Genomic DNA, 12,987 nt, shown 5'->3' with positions numbered 1-12,987 from the left:
TCAGGGCGCCGCGACGGCCGCCGGCTCCGGCTCCGGACGGCGTCGGGGCAGGCCCTCGTTGAGATCCTCGACCAGGAGCCGCTTGGCGATGGTGTCCACCGCCGCCCGCAGGTCGCCGCCCGCCGGACGCCCGATGTCCTGCGCCACCCGCTCCTCCAGCCACTCGCCCCACGCGTGGGTGATCACCCCGGCCTCGCGCGCGCCCGCCTCCGTGTGCGACAGCAGGGAGCCGTGGCGGGTCAGATATCCCTCGTCGACCATCCGGTCGAACACCGGCAGCAGCACCTCCGGCGGCAGATGCCGACGGGCGGCGACGAGCCCGAGGCTCGTGTGGCCGACCATCCGGTCGAACAGCTCGACCTGCATCACCGCCCAGGCCCCGGCCACGTCCAGGCGGGTGTCGGAGCTCTCGACGATCCGGCGCGCGGTGTCCGCGTCCGTACCGCCGATGATCTTCGCGACGGAAGCCTCCAGCACCCGCCGGGAGTCCGCGCCGGACGGCTGGCCGAAGCCCTCTCCCATGTCGGTGGAGCTCATCCGCGCGCTGTCGCGCAGCTCCACCTGCTTCAGGAACAGGGCGACGACGAAACCGGCGGCCGCGACCGGCACCGTCCACAGGAACACCGTCTGGAGCGTGTCCGCGTAGGCGTGGACGATCGGGTCGGCGATGTCGGAGGGCAGTCGGTGCAGGCCCTCCGGGCTGGTCGCCGCCTTGGCGATGGTCGCCGTGTCGACGCTGCCCGCCGCCGCCGTCGTGGCGGCCCCGATGCCGTCCTCCAGGTTCGGGGTGAGGGAGTTGGTGTAGAGGGTGCCGAAGACGGCCGTGCCGAACGAGCTGCCGAGCGTGCGGAAGAAGGTGACACCGGAGGTGGCGGTGCCCAGGTCGGCGTACTCGACGGTGTTCTGCACGGCGATCGTGAGCACCTGCATGCACAGGCCGATGCCGGTGCCGAGCACGAACATGTACAGCGATTCCAGCCACGCCCCCGTGCCGGGCCCCATCAGGGACATCAGATACAGGCCGACGCCCATCACCAGCGAGCCGACGATCGGGAAGAGACGGTACTGCCCGGTCTTGCTGACCACGTTCCCGCTGAAGACCGACGCGATGAGCAGACCGAGCACCATGGGCAGCGTGCGCACACCGGAGACGGTGGCCGAGTCGCCGTCGACGTACTGGAGGTAGGTCGGCAGATAGGTCAGCGCGCCGAGCATCGCGAAGCCGACGATGAAGCTGAGGATCGAGCACACGGAGAAGACCGGGTTGCCGAACAGCCGCATGGGAAGCATGGGTTGCCGCGCCCGTGTCTCGACCAGGCAGAAGAGGGCGAGCGCGACGGCACCGCCCGCGAACAGGCCGATGATGACGCCCGAGTCCCACGCGTACTCGTTGCCGCCCCAGCTCGTGGCCAGGATGAGCGCGCTCGCGCCGACCGCGACCAGCGCGATGCCCAGGTAGTCGATGACCGGCCGGACCGCCGACTTCACCACCGGGATGGTGCGGGCGGCCGCGAAGACGACGACGATCGCGATGGGCACGTTGACGTAGAACGCCCACCGCCAGGACAGATGGTCGGTGAACAGCCCGCCCAGCAGCGGTCCGATGACGGTGGCCACGCCGAACACCGCCCCGATCGCGCCCTGGTACTTGCCCCGCTCGCGCAGCGGGATGACATCGGCGATCAGCGCCATCGCCGTCACCATCAGGCCGCCGGCGCCGATCCCCTGCATGGCCCGCCAGGCGATCAGCAGCGACATGTTCGTCGCCAGGCCGCACAGGAACGAGCCCGTGATGAACACGATCGCCGAGACCTGGAAGACCACCTTGCGGCCGAACAGGTCACCGAACTTGCCGACCAGCACGGTCGCGACGGTCTCCGCGAGGAGGTACGAGGTGACCACCCACGACATGTGCGCGGCCCCGCCGAGGTCCGACACGATCGTCGGCAGCGCCGTGCCCACGATCGTCTGGTCCAGCGCCGCCAGCAGCATCCCCAGCACGATCGTCCCGAAGACGATGTTCCGTCGCCGCGGGTCCAGGACGGGCGGCTGGGCGGCGGCCGGAGCGGTTTCCTCGGAGACGGTCACGAGGTCACGATCACACCGGCACCCCCGCCGCGCACCCGGGGACGGGCCGCCCGGGGGAGGTTACGCGCGCCCCGGGTTGCGGCGCAGCAGATAGGTGTCCATGATCCAGCCCTTGCGCTCGCGTGCCTCGGCGCGCAGCCGCTCGATGCGTGGTCCGGCCTCGGCGATCGGACCGGAGACGAGGATCTCGTCCGGGGTCCCGATGTAGGCGCCCCAGTAGATGTCGACGTCCTCCTCGGCGTACTGCCGGAAGGTCTGGTGGGCGTCCAGCATCACCACCACGTCGTCCACCCCGTCCGGAAAGCCCTCGGCGAGCCGCCGGCCCGTCGTGATCTGCACCGGACGCGCCACCCGGTTCAGGCCCGTGCGGTGCCGGGCGACGAGAGCCGAGACGCTGCTGATGCCGGGGACGACGTCGTACTCGAAGGTCACCGCGCCCCGCGCCAGCACCTCCTGGAGGATGGCCAGCGTGCTGTCGTAGAGCGCCGGATCGCCCCAGACCAGGAACGCGCCGCTCTGCTCCTCGCCGAGTTCCTCGGTGATCAGCCGCTCGTAGATCCCGGCGCGGGCGCTGCGCCAGTCGCCGACGGCGGGGGAGTAGGCCGCGCCGCCGGCCCGGCGGTCCCGCTCCGGGTCCCGCGCCTCGACCACCCGGTAGCCGCCGTCCGGCAGGTGCGTGTCGAGCATGTCGTGGCGCAACCGCGTCAGGTCGCTCTTCACCTCGCCCTTGTCCAGGACGAAGAAGACGTCCGTGCTGCGCAGCGCCCGGACCGCCTGGAGGGTCAGCTGGTCGGGGTCGCCCGCGCCGATACCGATGACATGAATCTTTCGCACGCCACGAGTCTGCCGTACGCCACCGGCCGTGACCGGGCCGGGTCAGCGCAGCCGGGGCGCCCGGGCCCGCGCGTCCACGGCGGCGCCGGTCCGCTCCACGGTGTCCGCCAGCTCCCGCGCCCAGCGGGCCAGAGCGGCGAGATCCATCCCGTACGGCCGTTCCTGCCCCGCTGCGGCCGCCCACTCCCGCACCGCCCCGGCCCCGCGCCGCAGCAGCCGCGCCCCGCCCGTGAGGTTGCCCCGGGCGGCGTGCGTCAGACCCACCGCGAGCTGCGCGAGCCCGCGCCACAGGGTGCGCTCCGACTCCGGGCCCGCCTTCCAGGCGTCCTCGAAGACCTCGTGCGCGTGGAACGGCTTCCCGGCGTCCAGCAGGGCCTGCGCCTCGGTGACGGTCGCCTCCGGGGTGCGGACGACGCCCTCGGGCTGCCGCTCCACACCGGGTGCGCCGTACGGCAGGGGCCGGCCGAGCCCGTCCCGCGGCCGGGCGTTGCGCGCCCGCCCCTCGCCGTCCCGGTCCCGGGGCCCGGCGGGCCGGCCGCCGCTCGTACCTCCTGTGCTGTCCCAACGGTCCATACGTCGATTGTCCCGCGCCCGGGCCCTCTACGGCGCACCGCCCGGTGTGGGGTAAAGTGCTGTTCGCGCGATCACACGGCGAACACCGTGCGAAGCGCACCGGGACGTGGCGCAGCTTGGTAGCGCACTTGACTGGGGGTCAAGGGGTCGCAGGTTCAAATCCTGTCGTCCCGACCAGCTTCACGGCAGGTCGGAAGCCGCTTTCTCGTCATCGAGAAGGCGGCTTCGGTGCGTTCGGGGCACCTCTCAGGTCCCGTCGGCCGCCCTCGCGGCCGGGGAAAAGCCCTTGCCCTCAAGCGCACTTCAAGCGGAAGACTCCCGCTCGGGCCGGAGAACACCGGCCGAACGGGAGGCTTCAGCATGAAGTACCGCACGATAGGCGCCGACCCGGCCACCCGGCGCGAGGTCAGTGTGCTCGCGCTCGGGGCGATGCTGTTCGGGTCGGTGACGGACGAGGCGACGTCCTTCGCGATTCTCGACCGGTACGTCGAGGCGGGCGGGAACTTCGTCGACACGTCCGACAACTACGCCTTCTGGGTCGACGGCGGCCAGGGCGGCCAGAGCGAGGAACTGCTCGGCCGGTGGCGGCGCAGTCGGGGCATCGGCCGCGAGATCGTCGTCGCGACCAAACTCGGCGCCCGGCCGCTGGCACCGGGCACCGGCTACACGGACAACCCGGAGGGCCTGTCGGCGAAGGTGATCCGCGAGTCCGCCGAACGCAGCCGGGAGAGGCTCGGCGTCGAGAAACTGGACCTGCTCTACGCCCACATCGACGACCACGCCGTCCCGCAGCGCGAGACGGTCGAGGGCTTCGCGGAACTCGTCGCGGAGGGCACGGTGGGGCTGCTCGGGGTGAGCAACCAGGCGGTGTGGCGGGTGGAGCGGGCCCGCGCCCTCGCCGCCGCGGCGGGTCTGCCCGGCTACGAGGTGCTCCAGTACCAGCACAGTCATCTGCGCCCGCGCTCCGACATCCCCGGCGAGCTCTTCCCGGACGGCAGCCTCGGTCACGCAGGCGCCGAACTCCTCGGCTACCTGCGGGCCGAGCCCGGCCTGACGCTGGTCGCCTACTCGCCCCTGCTCGCCGGCGCCTACGTGAGGCAGGACAAACCCCTGCCGCCGGACTACGACCACCCGGGCACCCCGGCCCGGCTCACCGTGCTGCGCGAGGTCGCCCGCGAGACCGGCGCGAGCGTCAACCAGGTCGTGCTGGCCTGGCAGTTGGGCGGGGAACCGCCGATCGTCCCGCTGGCCGGGGCGTCGTCGGTGGCGCAACTGGAGGAGAACCTGGCCGCCGTCGACCTGGAACTGACCGAGGAGCAGCGCTCGCGGCTGGACAGCGCGCACTGACGATCCGACGCCGACCGGACACCCGACCGGGGGAGGACCGGGTACGACCGGGGCGCCCCGCGGAGGGCGCCCCGGGAGCGAGGGGGAGGCTACGCTGAGATCATGCCGTCCAACCGCCGTACCGCCCGGCAGGCCGACCTGCTCGAACGCCTCGTCGCGCTCCTGACGGCGGAGGGGTTCTCGGACCTCACCCTGGACGACCTCGCCGAGCGGCTGCGCTGCTCCAAGACGACCCTGTACCAGCTCGCCCGCAGCAAGCAGGGGCTGGTCGTGGAGGCGGTGAAGCACTACTTCCGCGGGGCCACCGAGGCGGTCGAGAAGCGGGTGGCGCAGACCGTCGACCCCTCGGACCGGGTCCGCGCGTATCTGACCGCCGTGGCCGAACAGCTGCGCCCGCTCTCGCGCCGGTTCCTCGACGACGTGGCGGACTTCCCGCCCGCCCGCGAGGTGTACGAGGCCAACACGCGGATGGCCGCGGAGCGGGTGCGCCGGCTGATCGCCGAGGGTGTCTCGGACGGCGCCTTCCGCGAGGTGCACACCGCGTTCGTCGGCGAGGTGGCCGCCGCGACCATGCGCCAGATCCAGCAGGGCGAGCTCAAGACCCGTACCGGGCTGACCGACGCGGAGGCCTACGAACAGCTCGCGTCGCTCATCGTGCACGCCGTCTCCTCCTGAGGCGAACACTTTCCGACCGTTGCCGGATGCCGGACGCCGTCCTCCTGCCGTACTGTGAATGATACGCTCGTACGCACTCCAGTATCACTTCCAGTACTCACCGGTACTCCTACGTGGAGGTCACCATGCCTGCCACTCGTGCCCTGCCGACCGAGGAAGCCGTCGAGCTCATCCAGCTCACGCGCACCCTCGCCGCCAAGGAACTCGCACCCCGGGTCGCCGACGCGGAGGCGGACGGGGCGTTCCCACGGGACGTCTTCCGCGTCCTCGGGCGCAGCGGCCTGCTCGGGCTGCCCTTCGCCGAGGAGGACGGCGGGGCTGCCCAGCCGTACGAGGTCTACCTCCAGGTGCTGGAGGAGGTCGCCGCGGTCTGGTCGAGCGTCGCCGTCGGCATCTCCGTGCACGCCCTGTCCTGCTTCCCGCTGGCCCGCTTCGGCACCGAGGAGCAGCGGCGCGAGTGGCTGCCCGACATGCTGGGCGGCGAGCTGCTCGGCGCGTACTGCCTGTCCGAGCCGCACGCGGGATCCGACCCGGCGGCCATGCTCACCCGCGCGGTCCGCGACGGCGACGAGTATGTCCTCAACGGCACCAAGGCCTGGACCACGCACGGCGGTTACGCCGACTTCTACACGGTCATGGCCCGCACCTCGGACGACCGGGCGCGCGGCATCTCCTGCTTCCTGATCCCGGCCGGCACCCCGGGACTCAGCGCCGACCCGCCGGAGCGGAAGATGGGCCTGACGGGCTCGGCGACCGCGACCATGCGGCTGGAGAACGTCCGGGTGCCCGTCGGGCGCCGGATCGGGCAGGAGGGGCAGGGGCTGAAGATCGCGCTCGCCTCCCTCGACTGCGGCCGCCTCGGCATCTCGGCCGTCGCCACCGGCCTCGCCCAGGGGGCCCTCGACCACGCGGTGCGCTACGCGCGGGAGCGGGAGACCTTCGGCAAGCCGATCATCGAGCACCAGGGGCTGGCGTTCGTGCTCGCCGACATGGGCGCCGCGATCGAGTCGGCCCGGGCCACCGCCCTGTCCGCCGCCCGGTTGAAGGATCTCGGCCTGCCCTTCACACGGGAGGCGTCGATCGCCAAACTCGTGGCCACGGACAATGCCATGAAGGTGACCACGGACGCCGTGCAGGTCCTCGGGGGGTACGGATACACCCGCGACTTCCCGGTGGAGCGCTATATGCGCGAGGCCAAGGTCATGCAGATCTTCGAAGGAACCAACCAGATCCAGCGCATGATCATCTCCCGTGCGCTGGACCGTGACGAGGGCGGTGTGCTCACCGTCCTCGGCAAGGAGTGATGATGCAGCTCGAGAACACCGCCGCCCTTGTCACCGGCGGTGCGTCCGGCCTCGGCGCGGCCACCGCGAAGGCCCTCGCCGAGGGCGGCGCCCAGGTCTTCGCCCTCGACCTCAAGGACGGCATCGACAAGGCACCCGAGGTGCCCGGCGTGACCTATGTCCCCGCCGACGTCACCGACCCCGACCAGGTCGGCGCCGCCGTCGCCGTCGCGGCGGGCTCCGGTGTCCCGCTGCGCACGGTCGTCAACTGCGCCGGTATCGGCCCGTCCGCGCGGATCCTCGGCAGGAAGGGCGTCCACGATCTCGGCCTGTACGCCAAGGTGATCCAGATCAACCTGATCGGCACCTTCAACGTGCTCGCGCTCGCCTCGGAGGCCATCGCCGCGACCGAGGCCGACGCGAACGGCCAGCGGGGCGTCATCGTCAACACCGCCTCCATCGCCGCGTACGACGGGCAGATCGGCCAGGCCGCCTACGCGTCCTCCAAGGGCGGGGTGGTCGGCCTGACCCTGCCCGCCGCCCGCGACCTCGCGCAGTACGGGATCCGGGTGTGCACCATCGCCCCGGGCATCGTGGAGACGCCGATGCTGGCGACGGTGTCGGAGGAGTTCCGCGCCTCGCTCGCCGAGGGCGTGCCCTTCCCGCGCCGCCTGGCCCGGCCCGAGGAGTACGCCCGGCTGGCCCTGGCGATCGTCGACCACGACTACCTCAACGGCGAGACGATCCGCATGGACGGCGCGCTGCGGATGGCCCCGAGGTAGGTCACCGCGAGTCCTCGGCGCTCTTGGCCTGAGCGCCGACCTCAGGGCCTGACCAGCAGCTGGAAGTCGAACGCGTAACGGGACGCGCGGTAGATGTGCGTCCCGTACTCGACCGGCCGGCCGGTGTCGTCGTACGCCGTGCGCTGCATGGTCAGCAGGGCCGCCCCCTTCTTCTCGGCCAGCAGCTCGGCCTCCTCGGCGCTGGCCGAGCGGGCGCCGATGGTCTGGCGGGCGCTGTGCAGGGTGATGCCCGCCGAACGCAGCAGCCGGTACAGGCCGGTCGACTCCAGGCGTTCCGTGTCGAGTTCCAGGAGGGCCGGGGGCAGGTAGTTGCACAGGAACGCCACCGGCTGTCCGTGCGTGGCGCGCAGCCGCTCCAGAAGGGCCACCTCGCTGCCCTCCGGGACGCCGAGCGCGGCGGCCACGTCGGCGGTCGCCGGCACGGGTTCGTTGCGGACGACATGGGTGGTGGGTCCCTGTCCGGCCGCCTCCAGGTCGTCGTAGAGGCTGCTCAGTTCCAGCGGCCGTTTCACCTGACTGTGCACGACCTGGGTGCCCACTCCCCGCCGGCGCACCAGGAGTCCCTTGTCGACCAGGGACTGGATGGCCTGGCGGACCGTCGGGCGGGACAGCCCGAGGCGGGTCGACAGGTCGATCTCGTTGCCGAGGAGGTTGCCCGGGGCGAGCGCTCCCTGTTCGATCGCCGCCTCCAGCTGCTGGGCGAGCTGGTAGTAGAGCGGCACGGGGCTGGTGCGGTCCAGGGCGAAATGCAGCAGGTCGAGCGCGGAGCCGGGCACGGCACGGGATCGGTCGCCGGTCTTCGCCATCGGGGCACCTCCTCGGGGTCGGTGGGGTCGGGTGGAGCGCTGCCGGGAGCGGGCGGAGCTGATCAGCCGGGCCGGCGGGGTCGGCCGGGTCGTCGGCCGGTGACGGCAAGTCCCGCCGTCCGGTCGCCGGTCCCCGTCCCGGTCCCGGTCCCGTTCAACGGGGTCAACTCCCGCCGGGCGAAGGCGACACGGTCCTTTTCGAACGTCTTCGACCACGTGAGGGGTACGTCCGGTCGCAAGGGGTAGAGATCGATCCCGGTACGACCCGTCGTGATCACGTCCCGTGGCTGGGCCGGCTCGGCCATGTGCGACGCTCCTCACGGTGATCGTGGTGATCGTGGGCCTGGCGTCTCCCAGGTGTAGGTCCAGGGGACCCGCGCTGTCAAGAGTTTGTACTTACATTCGGACCTGCTTGTGAAATGATGTCTTAACAAAGTATTGACAGTGAGCCCGGCAAGGGATTGGATCCGGCATCAACAGCGCACGCCGGGTCCGAGACACCTGAACAGTCGCGGACCCGGCCCCATGGCCCCAATCTGAGTAGAAACGGGCCCCGGATCTTCGCGATCGCCTCCCCTTTTCCCGTCGTTTTTCTCCGTCGCACAGTGAGGTGCAGGAAAGATGGACAGCTCTTCTCCCTTCCGCTCGAGCAGAATCGCCCCGGTCGTGGCCATGGCCGCGGCGGTGGCCCTGACCCTCGCGGGCTGCTCCAGCAGTTCCGGCGGCAAGAAGTCCGAGGAGAGCGCGGACGGCGCTTCCGCGGGCAAGGCGAGCACTCCGCAGATGACGGTGGCCCTGGTGACCCACCAGTCGCCCGGCGACACCTTCTGGGACATCGTCCGCAAGGGTGCCGAGGCGGCCGCCGCCAAGGACAACGTCAAGCTGGTCTACTCCGCCGACCCGAACGCCGGCAACCAGGCCAACCTGATCCAGAACGCGATCGACCAGAAGGTCGACGGCATCGCGGTCACCCTCGCCAAGCCGGACGCGCTGAAGGACGTCGTGGCCAAGGCGAAGGCCGCGAAGATACCGGTGGTCGGTCTCAACTCCGGTGTCAGCGAGTGGAAGAACCTCGGCCTGATGGAGTTCTTCGGCCAGGACGAGACCGTGGCCGGTGAGGCGCTCGGCAACAGGCTCAACTCCGAGGGCGCCAAGAAGGCCGTCTGTGTCGTCCAGGAACAGGGGAACATCGGTCTCACCCAGCGCTGTGCCGGTGTGAAGAAGACGTTCTCGGGCACGACGGAGACCCTGTACGTCAACGGCACCGACATGCCGTCCGTGAAGTCGACGATCACCGCCAAGCTGAGCCAGGACAAGGCCATCGACTACGTCGTCACGCTCGGCGCCCCGTTCGCGCTCACCGCGGTGCAGTCGAAGGCCGACGCGGGCAGCAAGGCCAAGATCGCCACCTTCGACCTCAACAAGGACCTGACGAGCGCCATCGACAAGGGCACCATCGAGTTCGCCGTCGACCAGCAGCCCTACCTCCAGGGCTACTTGGCGATCGACTCGCTGTGGCTCTACAAGAACAACGGCAACTACATGGGCGGCGGCGAGCAGCCGGTGCTGACCGGTCCGGCCTTCGTGGACAAGACCAACGTCGACGCGGTCGCCTCGTTCGCCGCGAAGGGCACCCGGTGATGAGCATGACCCACCATGCCGAGCCGGCGGTGACCACACCGCCGGCCCCCGGCCGCAAGGAGAGCGACGGCCGGACCAAGCAACGCCCGCTGGCCCTGCGGATGCTGGCGCGCCCCGAGGTGGGGGTGTTCCTCGGCGCGGTCGCGGTGTACGTGTTCTTCCTGATCGCGGCGCCGCCGGTACGTGACGGCAGTTCGATGGCCAACATCCTGTATCAGTCGTCGACGATCGGGATCATGGCGCTGCCGGTGGCGCTGCTGATGATCGGCGGAGAGTTCGATCTGTCCGCCGGTGTCGCCGTCATCACCTCGGCGCTGACCGCGTCCATGCTCAGCTACCAACTGACCATGAACGTGTGGGTCGGTGTGGTGGTCGCGCTGCTGGTGTCGCTGGGGATCGGCTTCCTCAACGGCTGGATGGTGGTGAGGACCGGGCTGCCGAGCTTCCTGATCACCCTGGGCACGTTCCTGATCCTGCAGGGTGTCAATCTGGCGGTGACCAAGCTGGTCACCACGAACGTGGCCACCGACGACATCAGCGACATGGACGGCTTCGGGCAGGCGAAGAAGCTCTTCGCCTCGTCGTTCGACGTCGGCGGCGTCCAGGTCAAGATCACCATCGTGTACTGGCTGGTCTTCGCGGCGATCGCGACCTGGGTCCTGCTGCGGACCCGGTACGGCAACTGGATCTTCGCGGTGGGCGGCAACAAGGACAGCGCGCGGGCGGTCGGCGTGCCGGTGACGTTCACGAAGATCTCGCTGTTCATGCTGGTCGGTTTCGGGGCCTGGTTCGTCGGGATGCACCAGCTGTTCACGTTCAACACCGTGCAGTCCGGCGAGGGCGTGGGCCAGGAGCTGATCTACATCTCCGCGGCCGTCATCGGCGGCTGTCTGCTGACCGGCGGTGCCGGTTCGGCGATCGGCCCGGTCTTCGGGGCGTTCATGTTCGGGATGGTGCAGCAGGGCATCGTCTACGCGGGCTGGAACCCCGACTGGTTCAAGGCCTTCCTCGGCGTCATGCTCCTGGGCGCCGTCCTGATCAATCTGTGGGTCCAGCGCACGGCCACCCGGAGGTGACCACCCCTATGACCACCGACGGAACCGGCACACACGGCGCCATCCTCGCGGACACCGCCCCCGAGGGCGGTGACAGTCCCCTCGTCGAACTGCGCAACGCGGGCAAGTCCTACGGCAACATCCGCGCCCTGCACGGGGTCGATCTCGCCGTCCGGCCCGGCCAGGTGACCTGTGTCCTGGGTGACAACGGCGCCGGCAAGTCCACCCTCATCAAGATCGTCTCGGGGCTGCACCAGCACACCGAGGGCGAGTTCCTCGTCGACGGCCACCCCGTGCGCTTCTCCACCCCGCGCGAAGCCCTCGACCGCGGCATCGCCACCGTCTACCAGGACCTCGCCACCGTGCCGCTGATGCCGGTGTGGCGCAACTTCTTCCTCGGCTCCGAACTCACCAAGGGCCCCTGGCCCGTGCGCCGGCTCGACATCGAGAAGATGAAGAAGACCGCCGACGAGGAACTGCGCCACATGGGCATCGTCCTCGACGACCTCGAACAGCCCATCGGCACCCTCTCCGGCGGCCAGCGCCAGTGCGTCGCCATCGCCCGCGCCGTCCACTTCGGCGCCCGCGTCCTCATCCTCGACGAACCCACCGCCGCCCTCGGCGTCAAACAGTCCGGCGTGGTCCTGAAGTACATCGCCGCCGCCCGCGACCGCGGCCTCGGCGTCATCTTCATCACCCACAACCCCCACCACGCCTACATGGTCGGCGACCACTTCAGCGTCCTGCGCCTGGGCACCATGGAACTCTCCGCCTCCCGCGACCAGGTCAGCCTCGAAGAACTCACCAACCACATGGCCGGCGGCACCGAACTCGCCGCACTCAAACACGAACTGGCCCAGGTCCGCGGCGTCGACGTCGACGAACTCCCGGAGGAGAAGGACCTCACCGCGCCTGTGGCGAGTCCCGGCGAGAGGACGCCCTGACATGCCGGGCGCCCTCGACCGCATCCGGGTCGGCTCGGCCCCCGACTCCTGGGGCGTGTGGTTCCCGGACGACCCCCGGCAGGTGCCCTGGGAACGGTTCCTGGACGAGGTCGCCGAGGCGGGCTACTCCTGGATCGAACTCGGCCCCTACGGCTATCTGCCGACCGACCCGGCCCGTCTCACCGACGAGGTCACCCGGCGGGGGCTGAGCGTCTCGGCCGGCACGGTCTTCACCGGCATGCACCGCGGCCCGTCCGTCTGGGAGTCCACCTGGGCGCACGTGAGCCAAGTGGCCTCGCTCACCCGGGCGATGGGCGCCGGGCACCTCGTCGTCATCCCGTCCTTCTGGCGGGACGACAGGACGGCCGAGATCCTGGAGCCGCCGGAGCTGACGGGTGAACAGTGGGCCCATCTCACCAAGGGCATGGAGCGGCTGGGACACGAGGTGAAGGAGACGTACGGCCTGGACCTCGTCGTCCATCCGCACGCCGACACCCACATCGACACCGAGGACCACGTCGAGCGCTTCCTGGACTCCACCGACGGTGAACTGGTCAACCTCTGCTTGGACACCGGTCACTACGCCTACTGCGGCGGGGACAGCGTCGAGCTGATCGAGAGCTACGGCGAGCGCATCGGCTATCTCCACCTCAAGCAGGTCGACCCGGCGGTCCTCGCCGACGTGGTCAGGGACGAGGTGCCGTTCGGTTCGGCCGTGCGGCGCGGAGTGATGTGCGAACCGCCCTCCGGAGTACCGGAGCTGGAGCCGGTCCTGGTCGCGGCGCAGCGGCTCGGCGTCGAGCTGTTCGCGATCGTGGAGCAGGACATGTACCCGTGCGAGCCGGACCGGCCGCTGCCCGTCGCGGTACGCACCCGGAAGTTCCTGCGCTCCTGCGGGGCCTGACCGGGAACCGGATCACCAGGCGCGTCGCGCCGTC

At 70.5% G+C, this 12,987-nt stretch carries 12 protein-coding genes and 1 tRNA gene; 9 read left to right on the top strand and 4 right to left on the bottom strand.

The features are described 5' to 3' along the window. Genes ASD48_RS26980 through ASD48_RS26970 form a run of 3 tightly spaced genes read right to left on the bottom strand, consistent with a single transcriptional unit; the run spans position 1 to position 3,495 of the window. The gene (locus tag ASD48_RS26980) at positions 1 to 2,088 is read right to left on the bottom strand and encodes an MDR family MFS transporter (protein ID WP_057604289.1); all 2,088 of its coding nucleotides are present in this window, start codon (positions 2,086 to 2,088) and stop codon (positions 1 to 3) included. A gap of 60 nt (positions 2,089 to 2,148) precedes the next feature. Then, the gene (gene cobF, locus ASD48_RS26975; protein ID WP_057604288.1) at positions 2,149 to 2,922 is read right to left on the bottom strand and encodes a precorrin-6A synthase (deacetylating); all 774 of its coding nucleotides are present in this window, start codon (positions 2,920 to 2,922) and stop codon (positions 2,149 to 2,151) included. Between the two features lie 42 nt (positions 2,923 to 2,964). Continuing rightward, positions 2,965 to 3,495, bottom strand: coding sequence for a DUF309 domain-containing protein (locus ASD48_RS26970; RefSeq protein ID WP_057604287.1), 531 nt, complete (start codon positions 3,493 to 3,495; stop codon positions 2,965 to 2,967). Between the two features lie 100 nt (positions 3,496 to 3,595). Between ASD48_RS26970 and ASD48_RS26965 the strand changes: the two genes are divergently transcribed. The 5 genes from ASD48_RS26965 (at position 3,596) to ASD48_RS26945 (ending at position 7,582) form a co-directional block, all read left to right on the top strand. After that, positions 3,596 to 3,672 (top strand) — tRNA-Pro (locus ASD48_RS26965). Positions 3,673 to 3,855: 183 nt separating this feature from the next. Next, a complete protein-coding gene (locus ASD48_RS26960; protein ID WP_057604286.1) occupies positions 3,856 to 4,842 on the top strand; it encodes an aldo/keto reductase in 987 nt (328 codons plus the stop codon). Between the two features lie 102 nt (positions 4,843 to 4,944). Continuing rightward, positions 4,945 to 5,517: a TetR/AcrR family transcriptional regulator gene (locus ASD48_RS26955; RefSeq protein WP_057604285.1), complete on the top strand. Its 573-nt coding sequence runs from the start codon at positions 4,945 to 4,947 to the stop codon at positions 5,515 to 5,517. Between the two features lie 125 nt (positions 5,518 to 5,642). Beyond that, the gene (locus ASD48_RS26950) at positions 5,643 to 6,821 is read left to right on the top strand and encodes an acyl-CoA dehydrogenase family protein (RefSeq protein WP_057604383.1); all 1,179 of its coding nucleotides are present in this window, start codon (positions 5,643 to 5,645) and stop codon (positions 6,819 to 6,821) included. 2 nt (positions 6,822 to 6,823) lie between these two features. Continuing rightward, positions 6,824 to 7,582 (top strand): SDR family NAD(P)-dependent oxidoreductase, encoded by a 759-nt coding sequence (locus tag ASD48_RS26945; RefSeq protein WP_057604284.1) that lies wholly within the window; start codon positions 6,824 to 6,826, stop codon positions 7,580 to 7,582. A gap of 41 nt (positions 7,583 to 7,623) precedes the next feature. Here ASD48_RS26945 and ASD48_RS26940 read toward each other — a convergent pair whose 3' ends face one another. After that, the gene (locus ASD48_RS26940; protein ID WP_057604283.1) at positions 7,624 to 8,409 is read right to left on the bottom strand and encodes a GntR family transcriptional regulator; all 786 of its coding nucleotides are present in this window, start codon (positions 8,407 to 8,409) and stop codon (positions 7,624 to 7,626) included. Positions 8,410 to 9,030: 621 nt separating this feature from the next. Between ASD48_RS26940 and ASD48_RS26930 the strand changes: the two genes are divergently transcribed. The 4 genes from ASD48_RS26930 to ASD48_RS26915 are packed head-to-tail and all read left to right on the top strand — an operon-like array spanning position 9,031 to position 12,953. Continuing rightward, complete coding sequence (locus tag ASD48_RS26930; protein ID WP_057604281.1) at positions 9,031 to 10,050, top strand: sugar ABC transporter substrate-binding protein; 1,020 nt, start codon at positions 9,031 to 9,033, stop codon at positions 10,048 to 10,050. Beyond that, a complete protein-coding gene (locus tag ASD48_RS26925; protein ID WP_057604280.1) occupies positions 10,050 to 11,126 on the top strand; it encodes an ABC transporter permease in 1,077 nt (358 codons plus the stop codon). Before ASD48_RS26930 ends, ASD48_RS26925 begins: the two co-directional genes overlap by 1 nt. Positions 11,127 to 11,134: 8 nt before the next feature. Continuing rightward, positions 11,135 to 12,049: an ATP-binding cassette domain-containing protein gene (locus tag ASD48_RS26920; RefSeq protein ID WP_057604279.1), complete on the top strand. Its 915-nt coding sequence runs from the start codon at positions 11,135 to 11,137 to the stop codon at positions 12,047 to 12,049. A gap of 1 nt (position 12,050) precedes the next feature. Further along, positions 12,051 to 12,953, top strand: a complete 903-nt coding sequence (locus tag ASD48_RS26915; RefSeq protein ID WP_057604278.1) for a sugar phosphate isomerase/epimerase — start codon at positions 12,051 to 12,053, stop codon at positions 12,951 to 12,953. Positions 12,954 to 12,987: the final 34 nt, after the last annotated feature.

The sequence above is a fragment of the Streptomyces sp. Root1310 genome (assembly GCF_001426425.1).
Taxonomy (GTDB): Bacteria; Actinomycetota; Actinomycetes; order Streptomycetales; family Streptomycetaceae; genus Streptomyces.
The sequence above is the reverse complement of the archived record's forward strand: the minus strand, read 5'-3'. Positions and strand labels throughout refer to the sequence as shown.